Origin of the sequence: Shinella kummerowiae, from assembly GCF_009827055.1 — a bacterium.
Taxonomy (GTDB): Bacteria; Pseudomonadota; Alphaproteobacteria; order Rhizobiales; family Rhizobiaceae; genus Shinella; species Shinella kummerowiae.
This window is the reverse complement of the sequence record NZ_WUMK01000001.1, coordinates 743,113-760,012: the sequence shown is the minus strand read 5'-3', so window position 1 is coordinate 760,012 and position 16,900 is coordinate 743,113. Positions and strand designations below refer to the sequence as shown.

General features: G+C 62.6%; 17 protein-coding genes. 6 read left to right on the top strand and 11 right to left on the bottom strand.

The window, feature by feature from the left end:
- Nucleotides 1-6 precede the first annotated feature (6 nt).
- Nucleotides 7-1,110, bottom strand: coding sequence for a redox-regulated ATPase YchF (ychF, locus tag GR138_RS03550; protein WP_160857212.1), 1,104 nt, complete (start codon nt 1,108-1,110; stop codon nt 7-9).
- A gap of 160 nt (nt 1,111-1,270) precedes the next feature.
- Between ychF and clpS the strand changes: the two genes are divergently transcribed.
- Complete coding sequence (gene clpS, locus GR138_RS03545; RefSeq protein ID WP_160857211.1) at nt 1,271-1,582, top strand: ATP-dependent Clp protease adapter ClpS; 312 nt, start codon at nt 1,271-1,273, stop codon at nt 1,580-1,582.
- Between the two features lie 35 nt (nt 1,583-1,617).
- Here clpS and GR138_RS03540 read toward each other — a convergent pair whose 3' ends face one another.
- Entirely contained in the window at nt 1,618-2,037 is a 420-nt protein-coding gene (locus GR138_RS03540; RefSeq protein WP_246200263.1) for a hypothetical protein, read from the bottom strand.
- A gap of 93 nt (nt 2,038-2,130) precedes the next feature.
- Between GR138_RS03540 and GR138_RS03535 the strand changes: the two genes are divergently transcribed.
- Nucleotides 2,131-2,367: a hypothetical protein gene (locus GR138_RS03535; protein WP_160857210.1), complete on the top strand. Its 237-nt coding sequence runs from the start codon at nt 2,131-2,133 to the stop codon at nt 2,365-2,367.
- Between the two features lie 60 nt (nt 2,368-2,427).
- On the opposite strand, the gene GR138_RS03530 is transcribed toward GR138_RS03535, so the two are convergent.
- The 5 genes from GR138_RS03530 to GR138_RS03510 all read right to left on the bottom strand — a co-directional run bounded on the left by GR138_RS03530 (nt 2,428) and on the right by GR138_RS03510 (nt 7,798).
- Nucleotides 2,428-2,766, bottom strand: coding sequence for a hypothetical protein (locus GR138_RS03530; RefSeq protein WP_160857209.1), 339 nt, complete (start codon nt 2,764-2,766; stop codon nt 2,428-2,430).
- 241 nt (nt 2,767-3,007) lie between these two features.
- A complete protein-coding gene (gene pth / locus GR138_RS03525) occupies nt 3,008-3,724 on the bottom strand; it encodes an aminoacyl-tRNA hydrolase (RefSeq protein WP_160857208.1) in 717 nt (238 codons plus the stop codon).
- Between the two features lie 72 nt (nt 3,725-3,796).
- Nucleotides 3,797-4,546: a substrate-binding periplasmic protein gene (locus tag GR138_RS03520; RefSeq protein WP_160857207.1), complete on the bottom strand. Its 750-nt coding sequence runs from the start codon at nt 4,544-4,546 to the stop codon at nt 3,797-3,799.
- A 20-nt stretch (nt 4,547-4,566) separates the two neighbouring features.
- On the bottom strand, nt 4,567-6,960 hold the full coding sequence (locus GR138_RS03515) for a putative bifunctional diguanylate cyclase/phosphodiesterase (RefSeq protein ID WP_420853605.1): 2,394 nt from the start codon (nt 6,958-6,960) through the stop codon (nt 4,567-4,569).
- A gap of 229 nt (nt 6,961-7,189) precedes the next feature.
- A complete protein-coding gene (locus GR138_RS03510) occupies nt 7,190-7,798 on the bottom strand; it encodes a 50S ribosomal protein L25/general stress protein Ctc (protein WP_160857206.1) in 609 nt (202 codons plus the stop codon).
- A gap of 242 nt (nt 7,799-8,040) precedes the next feature.
- Between GR138_RS03510 and GR138_RS03505 the strand changes: the two genes are divergently transcribed.
- Nucleotides 8,041-9,495 (top strand): hypothetical protein, encoded by a 1,455-nt coding sequence (locus GR138_RS03505; protein ID WP_160857205.1) that lies wholly within the window; start codon nt 8,041-8,043, stop codon nt 9,493-9,495.
- Nucleotides 9,496-9,498: 3 nt separating this feature from the next.
- Here the strand turns inward: GR138_RS03505 and GR138_RS03500 are convergent, their stop codons facing one another.
- A complete protein-coding gene (locus tag GR138_RS03500; protein WP_160857204.1) occupies nt 9,499-10,683 on the bottom strand; it encodes a benzoate/H(+) symporter BenE family transporter in 1,185 nt (394 codons plus the stop codon).
- Between the two features lie 223 nt (nt 10,684-10,906).
- Here GR138_RS03500 and GR138_RS03495 point away from each other — a divergent pair, with 223 nt between their 5' ends.
- From GR138_RS03495 to GR138_RS03485, 3 genes are all read left to right on the top strand, one after another.
- Nucleotides 10,907-11,866, top strand: coding sequence for a helix-turn-helix domain-containing protein (locus tag GR138_RS03495; protein WP_160857203.1), 960 nt, complete (start codon nt 10,907-10,909; stop codon nt 11,864-11,866).
- A 159-nt stretch (nt 11,867-12,025) separates the two neighbouring features.
- On the top strand, nt 12,026-13,534 hold the full coding sequence (adh, locus tag GR138_RS03490; protein ID WP_160857202.1) for an aldehyde dehydrogenase: 1,509 nt from the start codon (nt 12,026-12,028) through the stop codon (nt 13,532-13,534).
- Between the two features lie 136 nt (nt 13,535-13,670).
- Nucleotides 13,671-14,045, top strand: coding sequence for a DUF779 domain-containing protein (locus GR138_RS03485; protein WP_160857201.1), 375 nt, complete (start codon nt 13,671-13,673; stop codon nt 14,043-14,045).
- An 81-nt stretch (nt 14,046-14,126) separates the two neighbouring features.
- Here the strand turns inward: GR138_RS03485 and GR138_RS03480 are convergent, their stop codons facing one another.
- The 3 genes from GR138_RS03480 to GR138_RS03470 all read right to left on the bottom strand — a co-directional run bounded on the left by GR138_RS03480 (nt 14,127) and on the right by GR138_RS03470 (nt 16,801).
- The gene (locus GR138_RS03480) at nt 14,127-14,798 is read right to left on the bottom strand and encodes a Kazal-type serine protease inhibitor family protein (RefSeq protein ID WP_160857200.1); all 672 of its coding nucleotides are present in this window, start codon (nt 14,796-14,798) and stop codon (nt 14,127-14,129) included.
- A gap of 157 nt (nt 14,799-14,955) precedes the next feature.
- Entirely contained in the window at nt 14,956-15,888 is a 933-nt protein-coding gene (locus GR138_RS03475) for a ribose-phosphate pyrophosphokinase (RefSeq protein WP_160857199.1), read from the bottom strand.
- A 127-nt stretch (nt 15,889-16,015) separates the two neighbouring features.
- Nucleotides 16,016-16,801: a hypothetical protein gene (locus GR138_RS03470; protein ID WP_160857198.1), complete on the bottom strand. Its 786-nt coding sequence runs from the start codon at nt 16,799-16,801 to the stop codon at nt 16,016-16,018.
- Nucleotides 16,802-16,900 lie beyond the last annotated feature (99 nt).

The following is a 16,900-nucleotide window of genomic DNA, read 5'->3' as shown; positions in this document are numbered from 1 at the left end:
TGCCTTTTACGTGTTGAAGCGGAAGTGGATGACGTCGCCGTCCTGAACCACGTATTCCTTGCCTTCGTCGCGGCCCTTGCCGGCTTCCTTGGCGCCGACTTCGCCCTTGTAGGCGATGTAGTCGTCATAGGAGATCGTGAAGGCGCGGATGAAGCCGCGTTCGAAGTCGGTATGGATGACGCCTGCGGCCTGCGGCGCCTTGGTGCCGCGCACGATGGTCCAGGCGCGGGTTTCCTTGGGGCCGACCGTGAAATAGGTGATCAGGTCGAGCAGGTGATAGCCGGCGCGGATGAGGCGGTCGAGGCCCGCTTCCTCAAGGCCGAGTGCGGAGAGGAACTCCTGCGCTTCCTCTTCCGGAAGCTGGGCGACCTCGGATTCGATCGCCGCCGAGATGATGACGCATTCGGCGCCCTGTTCCTTGGCCATGGCGGCCACGGCCTGCGTGTGCTCGTTGCCGGTCGATGCATCGCCTTCCGCGACGTTGCAGACATAGAGGACCGGATGCGACGTCAGGAGGTTGAGGCCCTTCAGGACCTCGATCTCTTCCGGTGCCAGCGTCTTGAGAAGAAGGCGGGCCGGCTTGCCTTCGTTCAAAAGCTTGACCACGGCTTCCATGATCGGCAGTTGCGCGAGCGATTCCTTGTCCTTGCTGGCCGCGCGCTTGCGGGCCTGATCGACGCGGCGCTCGAGGCTTTCGAGGTCGGCGAGCATCAGCTCGGTCTCGATCGTGTCGGCGTCGCCGACCGGATTGATGCGCCCCTCGACATGGGTGATGTCGTCATCCTCGAAGCAGCGCAGCACATGCACCACCGCGTCGACTTCGCGGATGTTGGCGAGGAACTTGTTGCCGAGGCCTTCCCCCTTCGAGGCACCGCGCACGAGGCCGGCGATATCGACGAAGGAGATGCGCGTCGGGATGATCTCCTTGGAGCCGGCGATGGTGGCGAGCGCCTTCATGCGCGGATCGGGAACCGCCACTTCGCCGGTGTTCGGCTCGATGGTGCAGAAGGGATAGTTTGCCGCCTGTGCGGCAGCCGTCTTGGTCAGCGCGTTGAAGAGGGTCGACTTGCCGACATTCGGCAGTCCGACGATACCGCATTTGAAACCCATTGAGGTGGTCCATTCGTCTCGAAAATCGTTGCCCCCGCTATGGGGGAAGGACGGGGCAGGGTCAAGTGTTTGCCGCATGCGCAGCTCTTGAACTCCCCCTTCTCGCAGTGCACAATCATCCCTACATCGCTCGAAGGCACACTCACGAGGAGGGCTTCCGATGGGCAACGATGACGTCACCCTGACCCCGAAGACGATAACCAAGCCAAAGCTGGAACGGCCGAAGCTCTACAAGGTCATTCTTGTCAACGACGACTATACGCCGCGCGAATTCGTCGTGCTGGTGCTGAAGGCGGTCTTCAGCATGAACGAGGATGCCAGCCAGCGCGTGATGATCACCGCGCACAAGATGGGCACCTGCGTTGTGGTGGTCTGTGCCCGCGATATTGCGGAGACCAAGGCGAAGGAGGCGACGGACCTCGCCAAGGAGGCGGGCTTCCCGCTACTCTTCCAGACGGAACCGGAAGAGTAATTCGACCTGCGTTTGGCGGCATCAATCCATTCGGACTAAAGAAATACCTGCTCCACCCCACCGCGGCCGGCATCGAAGGCGCTCGCCATGCCGATGACCTCTTCAAGGGGCTCGTTAGGGTGTGATGTGGTGCAAAGGAAGCGGCTGGGATCGTTGCCGTCGCCAACAACGATCCAATCCACCTCATCTTCCAGTTTGTCCGCGCCCGGCCCGACAATCGCGAGCAGGAACACGCCTTCAGAAAGGCACCGCTCGACAAATCCCGCGAGATCAGCCGTGTCAGAGATAGGACTGTGGAGGACTACTTTGCGGGCAAGGACCATAGCCAAAGTGTAAGGTAGAAGCAGAATGACCGCAATTGGCGCGAAGCTGTCGTGGCATGTCGATCGCAACGGGCCGGTTCCCGTTAGCCTGCTTCTGGTGCCGTATCGTCGAAAACGGACACGTTGTTCCAATCCATTGTCACCCATCGAAGATGGTATTTTTCAGGGCAATAGGGTCAAGCCGAAAAATGTGGTAAGCGCCAGCCGAAACAACAACAGGAGTGAATGGTGAGCGAACCGACCGTAGCAGAGGCAACAAACCGTATTTATGAATCGCTCCAGGCGGACAATGCCGACATCGACCTGCATATCGCGACCCTCAAGACAGCGTTGACGCGGGAGGGTTTGAAAGAGGCCGTATTCGACCCGGCGAGGCTCGTGCAGAATAACCGTTCTGGCAGGAAGCTGATGCAGGCCTACTTTCGGCAGCGCGGCGTAACGGTGAAGTTCTCGGCTTCGTGAATCCTTCCTTTGGCGTCAGACAGGCCGCCGCATGACAGCGGCCTGATCACTTCTAGACGATCAGGTTACAAAGGGCATGATATCCACGCCGTCGCCGGGAAAGACCGTGATGTGGGGGTGGTCGTGGAAAAGTCGCGCGGCGGCATCGGCGGTCTCAGCCTCGACAACCAGATAGCCGCAGAATGGATTGACCGCTTTGGTGACGCCGTCCTTGGTGATGCGCGTCGTCTTTCCCACCATGCCGCCACGATCGAGGATAGACGCAGCATTTCTTTCCTCCCAGGCCGCCCACTGTTTGACGCCGATGGCATCGATAGCATCCTGCTCGGCTTTGGGAAGGCTTCGAAAAGACGCGACGTCCTCGGGCTTAATGGTGTAAACGGCAAGGAAACGGGGCATGCACCACCTCCACGATCTTGAATGTCTATCAGCTTACACCTCGTGTGCCGGAAAACACCACACGGAGCATGAGCACGACGTGCAACAGGAATGGCGGTTCGCGGAGTAATGCGGACAACACAACTGCAGCCGGCCGTTGTCGACACCATCGGCTCTATTTGGTGCGTCGCCTGTAATGCCACGTCGTGAAGCGGATTCGGCGGCTTTTCCATCCCGCCGTTTTCCAAAACCGCTTCGGAAATCACTCGCCCTTGTTGCCAAGCAGCTTTTTCAGCATTTCCGCCATTGGCCCGGTCGTCGGCAGGATCTTCGGCTGGGCGTGGTTGCGAGCCGGGCGGATGTGGGACTGGGCGGCGGGTTTTTTCGCCGAGGTTTCCTTCTCCTCCGGCTTTCCGCCGACGGCGAGTGCCAGCTTGTTCATCAGCTGCGAATCCTCGCCCCGAGCCAGCATGTCTGCATTGATCGCGAGTTCGTCGAGCAGCGGGTCGAGCCAGGCATGGTCGGCCTTGGCGAAATCGCCGAGCACATGGTTGGTCACGAGTTCCTTGATGCCCGGATGGCCGATGCCGAGGCGTAGCCGTCGGTATTCCCGGCCGCAATGGGCGTCGATCGACTTGATGCCGTTGTGTCCGCCATGGCCGCCGCCGGTCTTGATGCGTGCCTTGCCGGCGGCGAGGTCAAGCTCGTCGTAGATCGCGACGATATCCTTCGGCGCCAGCTTGTAGAAGCGCATGGCCTCGCCGACGGATTCGCCCGAAAGGTTCATGAAGGTCTGCGGCTTGATCAGCAGCACCTTTTCGCCGGCAAGTTCGCCTTCCGAAATCTCCGCCTTGAATTTCTTCGACCAGGGCGAAAACGGGTTCTTGCGATGGATCGCATCCAGCGCCATGAAACCGATATTGTGGCGGTTGCCCGCATATTTTGCGCCCGGATTGCCGAGCCCGGCGATGATCAGCATGGAATGGTCCGCCAAAAGGATCTGTCGTTGCCTTCACCACCGCGAAAGCGGCCGGAAGTCAACCGCCCGTGGTCATTTCTTCGCGCCGTTTTGCGCCGTGCGCGGGTTTGGCGGCAGGCCATAGGCGGTGAAGATGCGGTCCTGCTCGCCGCTCAGGATCAGTTTGTCGAGTTCTGTCTGGAGGCGCTTGACGAGATCGGGCGGGGTATCCTTGTGGCAGGCGATACCGTAGGTTTGGCCGGCCATCAGCATGGCTTTTTCGACCGGCTGTCCCTGTTGCACCAGATTTTCATAGGTCTTGATGGAGGTCGGCATCAGATCGATGCGTCCGGAAAGCAGCTTGCGCACGCTGATATCGATATCGGCGGCGAGATCGATATCCTTGAAGCCAAGGTCTTCCAGCGCCTCGACGGCAAAATCGCCCCGTTGCGAGCCGGCCTTCATGCCGCGCGCCGCGCTCAGTGTCGCCGGCCCCTTGCTGCCATCCTTGCGTTTCAGCAGGACCATCTCGTCCTTCAGCAGCGGGTTGACCCAGAGGAAGCGGTCGGCGCGGGCGCGGTTGTAGCCCGTGGTAAAGACGCAATGCATGGGCTGGCTTTCCGCCATGGCGAAGGCGCGCGCCCAAGGCATGATCTCCAGCTTGTAGTCAACGCCGGCCGCCTTGGTGATCGTCTTGACCTGATCAACCGCGATGCCGGTGATCTTGCCGTCCTTCGTGTAGTTGAAGGGCGCATATTCCTCGGTGACGAAATGCAGGGTTTCGGCAAGCGGCGCGGAAAGGGGGGCAAGCGACAGGCAAAGCGTCAGAAGCAGTGTCTTCATCGTCTCGTCCCCGGGTCCTTTCAGGAGGCTATCGCCTGGCGCTCAGGCGCGGTGGGCCTGGCGAATTCGTCCAGCTTTTCCAGCAGCGCGTCAAGCGGCAGGGGCCGGCTGAGCAGATAGCCCTGGCCGAATTCGATGTTCATCGCCTGGAGGATATCCCACTGTTCGGCCGTCTCGATGCCCTCCGCCACCACGGCGCAGCCCATCTGGTGCGAGATCGTGCGGATGCCTTCGACCAGCATACGGCTCTTGCGGCGCACGTCCGGCTGGTCACTCGACAGCGAGCGGGTGAAGGACTGGTCGACCTTGACGATATCGACGGGAAAGCGGTTGAGGTAGCTGAGCGAGGAATAGCCTGTGCCGAAATCGTCGAGCGCAATACGGCAGCCGAGATCGGAAAGCGCGTCGAGCACGTCGCGCACCACCGGATTGTCGAGCATCAGCACGGCCTCGGTGATTTCGACGACGATGCGCGACGGCGTGATGCCGTTCTGGAGAAGCAGTGCGGCCAGGCGCGCGGGCAGGGCGGGCTCGAACTGCAGGGGCGAGAAATTCACCGCGAGATAGCTGTCGGCAAGCCCGTCGAGCCTGGAGATGACGGCGAGGCTGGCAATGGCCTTGGACAGGATGGCATCGCCGATCTGGCCGATCGAACCGTTCTCTTCGGCAATGCCGATGATCTCGGCCGGCGGCAGCAGGCCGCGTTCGGGATGATTGAGGCGCATCAGTGCCTCGAAGCCGGCGACGCGCCCGTCCGACAGGCTGACGATCGGCTGGAGATGGGCAATGAACCAGTCGTCGCGTAGGCCCTGGTCGATGAACTGCTCGGTCTCCAGCCGCTTGCGGGCGATGTCGACCATGTTGTTGTCGAAAAGCTGTACGCCGTTCTTGCCGCTGCGCTTGCGCGCATACATCGCCATGTCCGATTTCTGCAACAGGCAGGCGGCCGTCTCGGCATGGTCCGGGTAGACGGCAACGCCGATGCTGGCGCTGACATTGATCTCCGCGCCGTTGACGATGAGCGGCGCTCGCAGGCTTGCGACCAACCGGTCGCTGACGTCCATGGCAAGCTGGCGGGCATTGGGCGCGGACAGCAGGATGGCGAATTCGTCGCCGCCGAGGCGGGCGATGATATCGCCGGCGCGCAACTGGCGGCGCAGGCGCATCGCCACCTGGCACAGCACATCGTCGCCGGCGGCGTGGCCGAGATTGTCGTTGATCCACTTGAAACGGTCGAGGTCGACGAAGAGGCAGGCGAGCTGCTGGCCGAGCGTGTCGGCTTCGCCGATCAGGTCGTCCAGCACGGCCTCGAAACCTTGGCGGTTGAGCAGGCCGGTCAGGTGATCGGTGATCGCCTGGCGGTGGTTGCGGTTTTCCGCCTCCTTGAGGTCGGTCACGTCGGTCATGACCGAGAGCGAGAGCGCCTGCCGGCTGTTGCTTGCCACCACGCCGGTTTCCAGGATAAGCACATCGATGATGCTGTCATTGGCGCAGCGGAAGCGCACGGTGACCTCGCAGATGCTGCCGTTTTCCATGCTGGTGATATGGCGTTTGCGGTAGGTCTCGCGCGATTCCTCGACGACGAAATCGGTGAATTCCTGGCCGATCACCGCTTCGCGGCGGTAACCGGTGGCGGTGAGCCAGTAGTCGCTGACGGCGGTGATGCGGTTGTTCGCATCGATGGAGAACAGCATTGCCGGGGTGAGATTGTAGATGTCGGTGGCGCGGGCATGTGCCAGCTTGAGTTCGTTCTCCTCCCGCTCCAGCTTGCTCTGCATCTCGTTGAAGTTATGGGCGAGCGCGCCCATCTCGTCGTTCGACGTCCAGTCGACGTGATGGCGCGAGCCGAGCCGGCGCGTGGCCTCGATGGCGCCCGTCAGCCGCATCAGCGGCCGGATGATGGTGATGCGGTTGCCGATGATGGCGGCGGTGAAAAGCGTTGCCACGGCGAAGAAGAAGATGGCGAAGATCGTCACCTCGTCCTTCGTGAAGCGGGCGAAGATGCCCTGCTTGCGCAGCCATATCTCGGCGGTGCCGACCTTTTTGATGCCGTCGCTCGCCCGATAGAGAATATCGGTCTTAACGACGGAACGGGCGTCGTCCGGGTCGGGGCTGACGGCCGGCTTGCGGATGTCGATCATGTCGGAGCTGTCGCGAACGCGCACGAAGCTGATATCGGCCTCGGCCTGGAGCGCCGTGACGATCTGGTCGATGCTGTCCTTGTCGAAATCCCACAGGGGTTTTCCGAGCGCCTGGACATTGGCTTCCAGCAGCACTTCGGTGTTCTCCAGGCGTTCGCGCGCGACACGATCGGACGACAGGATGAGGAACAGGACGAACAGCGGAGCGACGAAGACGAGCAGCGCGCCAATGACGATGGCAATGAAGCGGCTTTCCACCGAATGCATCTTCATGCCGGTTGCCCGCCTGCCGTGGTGCGAAGCCAGCCCATAGTGCCCCTCTTTGGCTTTCGTCATTTTTAGAGGCTTAGCTTTTCATCAAAATCTTAAATGTTGCTGAAATACCGATCCGGAAAAGTGCTGATAATTCAAACCTCGCGTCACGGTAGTGCTGCCAAATAGGCAAAGAAAAACCCCGCGTCCTGGAGAACGCGGGGTTTACGAAATGTCCCTTTGGAAGGGATTATTCTGCCGAGTCTTCGGCTTCTTCTTCCTTCACGCCGGCTGCCGGGGTGGCAATCGTGGCGATCGTGAAGTCGCGGTCGGTGATGACCGGGCTCGTGCCCTTCGGCAGCTTGATGTGCGAGATATGGATGCCGTCGCCGACCTTGAGGCCGGACAGGTCGGCCGTCAGGAATTCCGGAATGTCGCCGGCCAGAGCATGCAGTTCGACAGCGTGGCGAACGATGTTCAGGACGCCGCCGACCTTGATGCCCGGGGACTTCTCTTCGTTGACGAAGTGAACCGGAACTTCGACCACGACGTGGGTGTTGCCCGAAACGCGGAGGAAGTCGACATGCATCGTGAAGTCGCGGACCGGATCAAGCTGGAAGTCCTTCGGCAGGACCTTGATCTTCTCGCCGTTGACGTCGATCGTGGCAACCGTCGTCTTGAAGCCGCCAGCGTGGATGCGCTGGGTGACGTCCTTGGTCGACAGGGCGATGGAAAGCGGGGCCTGCTTGTCGCCGTAGATAACTGCAGGAATAAGACCGTTGCGGCGAAGTTCACGGGAGGACCCCTTACCAACCCGTTCGCGTGTTTCGGCCTTGAGCTCGTAAGTTTCGTGGCTCATGACTTTACCTTTCGTGTGTTACTGGAGAGTTTTCCACGGCTGGCGCATTCGCCGGCAGCGCAAAACTTGAGGATTTCGTGAAAGCCTCATCCGCGTTGCCTCCAAGGGTGTCTACGCGGACGGGGGCTCGATAAACGAGAATGCCCGGAAATGCAAGGCCTCAGCCCGGATTGACCCCCGATTGACACGGTGCCGCCGTGATTGGATGTTCGGTAGAATACAGTTCGGCGAAGGAGACCACAATGAGACGACAGATCCTGATGGCCTCGGCCGCATGTGCGCTCGTATTTTCGAGCCCCGCCCTGGCCCAGCAGGTTTCGCCGTCCGAGGCCGAAAGCATCCAGCAGAAGCTCACCCGCTACCTGCCGAAGGAGATGGTCGACGCGGGTCTCGTGACCGTCAAGGCGGCGTCCTCGTTCTACGAACTGCGCTTCAACCCGACGGTGCTGCTCGAAAAGGCGAAGACGGGGGCCGTGAAGGTCGAAGGCCTGAAGCCGATGACCGCCTATCTCAGGCCGATGCCGGAGGGCACCTATCGTATCGAGGCGAACGACAGTTTCGACATCAAGGGCACGGTCGATGCGGCGCCCGGCAAGAACGCCTTCACCTATCTCATCGATTCGATGAAGCTCGACGGGATCTATGATCCGGAGATTCTCTATTTTACGTCCGCAGACTGGACGGCACAGAAGCTGGCCTTTTCCACCACCTCGCCGCAGGAGAGCGTCACGGCCAGCTTCGGCGAAACCGCGATGCGCGTGGCGGCCGAGAAGCGGGGCGAGGGCACGCTCGACGTGACGAGCACGGGTGTGATGAAGGCCTTTGCCGAAACGATCACCGGCGGACCGAGCGGCCGGGTCGATATTGGTGCCGATACGATCGATATCGATGTCAGCATGGATGGCGCCCGGTACAAGGTCATGCAGGACCTCGTCTTCTTCATTCTCGACAACATGTATAAGGACACGCTCGAGGCGGCGGATGCCGCGCGGCTGAAGGAGATGTTGCGCGCGTCCCTACCAGTCTTCGACAATCTGACGGAAACGATCAAGGCATCCAATGTCACGGTCAATACGGACAAGGGCAATTTCGGGGCCGACACCGTTACCTATAATATCGACATGAACGGCATCGCCCATTCCACGCGCGTTGGCTTCGGTTTCGGCGTGGAAAAGCCGAAGACGCCGGCTGGCGTGTTGCCGGCTGCCTTCGTCGAGGCGGTGCCCGATCGGGCGACATTCAAGGCGGCCGTCGCCAATCTGGATCTTGCCGGTGCCGTCAACTATCTGGTCGACCATGCGGATTTCACCAAGCCGGAGCCGTTGACGGAGGAGCAGAACAAGGAGCTCGGCAAGATCGTGCTGCCGGATGGCTCGATGACGGTCGAGTTCGAGGATGTTTCCGCCGTCTCGCCGATCTACGACGTGCACCTTTCCGGCAGGATGCTGGTCTATCCCGAACAGAAGGACCGCCACAGCGCCGACGTGACGATCACCATGCGCGAGTTCGACAAGACCGTCGCCTATCTCCAGAAGAACGCCGCCACGGTGCCGCAGTTCGGCCAGGCGGCTTTCGGGCTGCTGATGATGAAGGGGCTCGCGCGCGACGCGGGCGGCGGGACCCAGGCCTGGGATCTCAAGGTCGGGGAAGACGGCAAGGTGCTGATCAATGGTCAGCCGTTGCCGTTCCAGCAGTAGGGTTCAACCGCGGCGCTTTGCCGTGAACCGGGCGAGCGCCAGCATCAGCCCGCCGCCGATCAATCCCCAGAACGCGCCGGAAATGCCGGCGAAGGAAACACCCGAGGCGGTGACGAGGAAGGTCACCGCCGCCGCCTCGCGGCTCTCCGGTTCCTTGAAGGCGTTGAGTGCCGAGCCGGCGAATGCACTCACCAGTGCAAGGCCGGCAACGGCCTGAATGAGGATCGGCGGGGCGAGGCTGACAAAGGCCGTGACCGCGCCGGCGGCAAGCCCGAAGATCACATAGAAGATGCCCGCATTGATCGCCGACCAATAGCGTTTTGCCGGGTCGGGATGGGCATCGCTGCCGGCGCACATGGCGGCGGTGATGGCGGCAAGGTTGACCGCATGGCCGCCAAAGGGGGCGGAGAGCAGGGAAAAGAAGCCGGTGACGGCAAACAGCGGGCCGGGTTTCGGCTCGTAGTGGTTCACCTTCAGCACGGCGATGCCCGGAATGTTCTGCGACGCCATGGTGACGATGAAGAGCGGCAGCGCAATGCCGACAAGGCCGGAAAGCGTGAAGGCGGGCATCACCAGTTCCGGCTTCGGCAGCAGGGACGGACCGAGCCCGCTTAAGGCGCCGTCCGGAATGTCGATGCCGAAGGCGAGCACCAAGACGAAGGCGGCCAGCGCTGCCGGCACGGCGTAAAGGCGGTTGATGGCACCGACGACGACCCAGGCGATGACGATGGGCAGGCCGAGCAGCGGGTCGAAAGCAATGGCCTTCACCGGTGCAAAACACAGCCCGATCAGCACGCCGGCGAGCATGGCATTGGCGAGTGTCGCCGGAATGGCCGCGACCATGCGGCCAAGCGGTTTCCATAGGCCGGCAATGATGATCAGCACGGCGCAGACGAGAAAGCCGCCGACAGCGGTGGCAAATCCGCCCTCAACCGCGCCGGAACTGGCGAGCAGTGCCGCACCCGGCGTCGACCAGGCGATGGAAACCGGCAGGCGCGTCGCGGCGCTGAGCACGATGGCGCAAACGCCCATCGATACGGACAGCGCCATCAGGCCGGACGCGGCCTGGGCCTCCGTCGCGCCGACACCTGTCAGTCCGTGCAGGACGACGGCGAAGGAACTGGCAAAACCGACGAAGGCGGTGAGCAGGCCCATGAACAGGGCTTGGGCGGAAAAGTCACGGAACATGGCAGGATCGATGCTGAAAAGGATGTGCTGCACTGGTAACAGGCGGCGCGGGGCTTGAAAACAGGCTTCTGACACTGCCGGCAGGTCAAACACCAGCCCGCCAAGACGTCGACCCGATCTTGGACCTTCGTCCGGCTGGACCCGTCGTCCGAAACATGGCTATAGTCCGATGCGTTGTATTTTCATGCGACGATCGGTCGGAAGCTTTCGGGGAGGAGAGCGGATGTCTGCGCGTTTCGATCACGCGGATCATGTGAACACCGTTGCGGCCCATGCGTCGGCGGCGGCGAGTTCCCCTGTTGCCGCTTCCTGGCGGCGCTGCCTGACCCTGCACGGCCTGACGCCGGAAGAGGCCCGCGTGCCGTGGCGGCTGACGGAATCCGAATTCCATCATGCCCGCACCCGCTCCAGCGTGCTGATCGAAGAGGCGCGCGGCGAGATCGACCGGCTTTTCGCCACAGTCGGCAAGGCCGGTTGCTGCCTTCTGCTGACGGACGAGAACGGCATAGCGCTCGAACGGCGCGGTGCTGCGGGCGACGACCGCGATTTCCGTGGTGTCGGGCTGTGGTCCGGCACGGTCTGGAGCGAGGCGAGCGTCGGCACCAACGGTATCGGCACGGCTTTGGCCGACGAGCGGCCGGTGCTCATTCTGCGCGATCAGCATTTCCTCTCGCAAAACACCGGGCTGTCCTGCACCACGGCACCGATCCGCGATCATACCGGTCGTATCGCTGCCGCCATCGACATTTCCACCTGCCGCGACGATGCCAATGACATGACCATGTCGATCCTCTCGCAAGCGGTGCGCGATGCCGCAGCCCGCATCGAGGCCGGCCTTTTCCGCCGCGCCTTCTCGACCGCCCGCATCCTGCTCGTGCCGGCTGAAAGCAGGACCGCGCCGGCATTGCTGGCGGTGGACCGCGACGATCTCGTGCTGGGGGCCACCCGCGCCGCGCGCCAGATGCTTGGCCTCGACGACCGGCGGATCGCCACGGGCATTGCTGCCTCCGACCTGCTGCATGAGGACCGGGCGGAGGAGGGGCGTGACCTCGACGACGCGGAGCGCGCCGCCCTTCGCCGCGTCCTGACGCGGGCCGGTGGCAATGTCAGCCAGGCGGCGGACCTGCTCGGCATCAGCCGCGCGACGCTTTACCGGAAGATGAAGAAGCTCTCCATCAACTGAATGTCCGGAATGCTGCAGCGCAGCACAGCCTGTCGCGCCCACCTGTCTCAATTCTGAAACAGTCCTCGCCGCCATTGCTGGCCCACCTCTACCACCCTCCCGTGAAGCACAGCACCATGCTCTCGACGGCCCAGCCGGGTCTCTTTGGGAGGAATTGACATGCTGCATCAGAAGATCGTCGAGAATCCGTACAAGGCGAAGTACGGCAATTTCATCGGTGGTGAATGGAAGGAACCGGTCGCGGGCCGCTACTTCGACAACATCACGCCGATCACCGGCGGCAAACTCTGCGAAATCGCGCGCTCCGACGCTGCCGACATCGAGCTCGCCCTCGACGCAGCCCACGCCGCCAAGGACAAGTGGGGCCGCACCTCGGCAACCGAGCGCTCCAACATCCTCATGAAGATCGCGCAGCGTATGGAGGACAATCTCGACCTGCTCGCCCGCGCGGAAACCTGGGACAACGGCAAGCCGTTGCGTGAGACGCTTGCCGCTGACATTCCACTCGCCATCGACCATTTCCGCTATTTCGCGTCCTGCGTTCGCGCGCAGGAAGGCTCGATCGGCGAGGTCGATCACGACACGATTGCCTATCACTTCCACGAGCCGCTCGGCGTCGTGGGCCAGATCATCCCCTGGAACTTCCCGATCCTGATGGCTGCCTGGAAGCTGGCGCCGGCCCTTGCCGCCGGCAACTGCGTGGTGCTGAAGCCCGCTGAACAGACGCCGTCCTCGATCCTCGTCTGGGCCGAGCTGATCGGCGACCTGCTGCCGGCCGGCGTGCTCAACATTGTCAACGGTTTCGGGCTGGAAGCCGGCAAGCCGCTTGCCTCCAACCCGCGCATCGCCAAGATCGCGTTTACCGGCGAGACGACGACCGGCCGCCTGATCATGCAATATGCCAGCCAGAACCTCATTCCGGTCACGCTGGAGCTGGGCGGCAAGTCGCCGAACATCTTCTTTTCCGACGTGATGAACGAGGACGACGACTATCTCGACAAGGCGCTGGAAGGTTTTGCGATGTTTGCGCTGAATCAGGGCGAGGTCTGCACCTGCCCGAGCCGCGCGCTGGTGCATGAGAAGATCTATGACCGCTTCATGGAAAAGGCGATCCAGCGCGTCGAGAAGATCGTGCAGGGCAATCCGCTCGACACCGCGACGATGATCGGGGCGCAGGCGTCCTCCGAGCAGCTGGAAAAGATCCTGTCCTATATCGACATCGGCCGGCAGGAAGGCGCGGAAGTGCTGACCGGCGGCGGACGCAACGACCTCGGCGGCGACCTTTCCGGCGGCTATTACGTCAAGCCGACCGTCTTCCGCGGTCACAACAAGATGCGTGTCTTCCAGGAGGAAATCTTCGGACCGGTCGTCTCGGTCACGACCTTCAAGGACGACGCGGAGGCGCTCGCCATCGCCAACGACACGCTCTATGGCCTCGGTGCCGGCGTGTGGAGCCGCGAGGCGAACCGCTGCTACCACTTCGGCCGTGACATCCAGGCCGGCCGTGTGTGGACCAACTGCTACCATGCCTATCCTGCCCATGCGGCCTTCGGTGGCTACAAGCAGTCGGGCATCGGCCGCGAGACGCACAAGATGATGCTCGACCACTACCAGCAGACCAAGAACATGCTGGTCAGCTACTCTCCCAAGGCGCTCGGTTTCTTCTGAGCGGCCGCCCGTCCTTCTCGGTGGCCTCCCCATGAGAAGGCGATCGACGGGTGGTGGAGCTTGCCGGCCATTGCTCCACGCCCCATCCCTCTCCCCGCTGCCCGGGGGGAGGGAAAACGCGTCAAGGGAGCCTGCCATGTCAGAAATTGCGACTGAACCGCGCGTGGTGGCGACCGATGCCGCGCTTGCGTTCATTCGGGAGATCCAGGCGGATCATCCGGAAATCCTGTTCCACCAGTCGGGCGGATGTTGCGACGGCTCGTCGCCGATGTGCTACCCGGCGGACGACTACATCGTCGGCGACCGGGACGTGAAGCTCGGCGAGATCGGTGGCGTGCCGGTCTATATCAGCGAGAGCCAGTTCGGGGTGTGGCAACACACGCAGCTCATCATCGACGTCGTGCCCGGCCGCGGTGGCATGTTCTCGCTCGACAACGGGCGAGAGAAACGCTTCCTCACGCGATCCCGTCTGTTTGGCGGCGGCGAGGCCTGCCCGTTGCCGGCACGCTGAACGTCATCCGGTTGGCTCAAATGCAAAACCCCGCCGTTTGGACGGCGGGGTTCTGGTCATGCGCATTGGTAGAACTGATGCTCAGCGTGCAGGGCACTCGCCGGGGCGAATGACCCGGTAGCCCGCAGCGCCAGCAGAGCAGGTGTTGCCGAAGGTCTTGATGTCACGGCCGCGCTGTCCGCAGACCGGATTGTATTCCATCGTACAGGCGCGCTGGTCGCGCGGGCGCTCACGGTCGCCGCCGTCACGGTTGCGATCCCGTTCGCGCTCGCGGTTGCTGCGGTCGTCGTCGCGATCGCGATCACGATCACGCGGGCGATCCCAGCCGTCGCCGTTATCGGGACGGCGGATCTGGCACTCGCCGCGGCCGATGACGTCGAAGCCGCTCGAGCGCGCCTCGCAGGAATTGGCGAATGTCTGGCGGTCACGACCGCGCGCGCCGCAGACCGGTGCATACTCGCGTGTGCAGGCACGGCCTTCATCGGGACGGGGATCCGGACGACCGCCAATGCGGCATTCACCACGGCCGACGATCTGGAAGCCGCTGGAGCGAGCCTCGCAGGCATTGGCGAATGTCTGGAGATCGCCACGGCGCGAACCGCAAACCGGGTTGTATTCCCTGGTGCACATCTGCGGGCCCGGATCGTAGCCGCCGCCCTGGTCAACGTCGACCTGGCAGGCTGCCAGCGTGCCGGCGGCGAGAAGAATGGCTATGCGTCCCGCCAGCCGGGAAAAGAAAGACGTCGATATCATGGTGTCCTCCAAGCGAATCTCTGCGGACCCTATCGCAAAACGAACGGGTCCGGTATCGGCGCCAGGGTAAAAAGCAGGGGCTGGTTGAACCAGGCCGCAGTGGAGCGCAACCTACGCGGAGCGTAGGCTGCCTGGGCCTGTGACTGCCGGATTGGCGTCAGTCGAAAAGGCTCGAAACCGACTCTTCGGCGCTGGTGCGGTTGATCGCTTCGCCGAGCAGATTGGCCGTCGAGATGACGCGGATATTGTGCGCCGACTGGACCGCCGTGGTCGGCTGGATCGAGTCGGTGATCACAAGTTCCTTGAGCTTGGAGGAGGTGACGCGCGCCACGGCGCCACCGGACAGTACGCCGTGTGTGATATAGGCGGTGACGCTGGTCGCGCCGTTCTTGAGCAGCGCCTCGGCGGCGTTGCAGAGCGTGCCGCCGGAATCGACGATGTCGTCGATCAGCAGACAGTCCTTGCCGGTCACATCGCCGATGACATTCATGACTTCGGATTCGCCGGCGCGTTCGCGGCGCTTGTCGACGATCGCCAGCTGGCAATCGAGACGCTTGGCCAGTGCGCGGGCGCGCACCACGCCACCGACGTCGGGCGAAACGACCATGACGTTTTCGAGATTGTAGTTTTCCTTCACGTCACGCGCCAGGATCGGCACGGCGTAGAGGTTGTCCGTCGGAATGTCGAAGAAGCCCTGGATCTGGCCAGCGTGAAGATCGAGCGTCAGCACGCGGTCGGCGCCGGCTTCGGTGATCAGGTTGGCGACGAGCTTGGCGGAAATCGGCGTGCGCGGGCCGGGTTTGCGGTCCTGGCGGGCGTAACCGAAATAGGGGATCACGGCCGTGATGCGGCGCGCCGAGGAGCGGCGCATGGCATCGATCATGATCAACATTTCCATCAGGTGGTCGTTGGTCGGGAACGAGGTCGATTGAACGACGAAAACGTCCTCGCCACGCACATTCTCCTGGATTTCAACGAAGATTTCCTGGTCTGCGAAGCGTCTGACCGTGGCACGGCCGAGCGGGACATTCAGATAATTGCAGATCGCTTCGGCCAGAAGCCGGTTCGAATTACCCGCGAAAACCTTCATTTATGGTCCGCCTGTGGATTATGCTCGATGGGGGGCCTTTAAGCGGCTCAAACCGCGAATGCAAGGGCCTTGCCGCATCGGAAAAGCGAATCTTCGCATTTCGCTGTGATTTACCGTTTCAGCAGCGTTAACCTGGTGCGGTACCTCGCCAGTCGAGATATTGGCGGATCGTCTTCTGGGCGATGCCTTCCATCGTGCGGGAGGGTACGGCCGCCCACGGATCCGACGCGGTGCCCGAGACGGTTTCCTGCCCCTGGATGCGATGCAGCCGCGCGCCGCTGCCATCGAGCACGTCCCAGACATAGACGACGGTCGTCTTGCCACCGTCGTTCAAGGCGGAGAAATAGCCCTTCAGGATGTATTTGCTGGAACTGTCGGAGGCGCTGCGGATCTTCAGGCCGTTCGAGCGGGCTTCAGCGCCTAGGCGCTTGGAGAGCGGGGTGACGGCCTCGACCGGTGCGCCGATGATTGGCAGGAAGCGGATGGTCTCTCCAGCCTCCGCAGCAGGCGAGACAGCGGCAACCTCTTCCGCGCCGGTCGACGTTTCCGCAGCGAGCGAGCGTTGCGCTGCTGTGCGGGAAAGTGCTGCGTCGGATTGTGCCGTGTTACGGCTGGCATTGTTACGGGCCAGCGCCTCGGCCTGGCCTTCCAGCGAGCCGGCCGTATCCGCGCCCGTCGTGTTGCCGGCCTCGGCCGCCGGCGTAAACGCCGTTGTCTGGGTCGTCGTGGTGACCGGCGTCGTGGTAACCGGTGTGGTCTGGGCACTCATCTGATCGAGGTCGTTCTGAGTGACAGGCGGCGAATTGAACCCGCCGCCGACGTCGACCTGCGGTGTCAGCGCGTCCGTGCTGTTGCAGCCGGCAAGGGCGGCAACCAGGCCGATCAGTGCCAGTCGCTTTATCAGCTCTTGCATTGTTCTCGTCCGTGTCCTGCGAAGGCTGAGCGGCCTCCGTTTCCCGCAGCAATTTATGGGTGGCGCCCCAGGGCCTGTCAATTGCGGGATCTGGCAGGC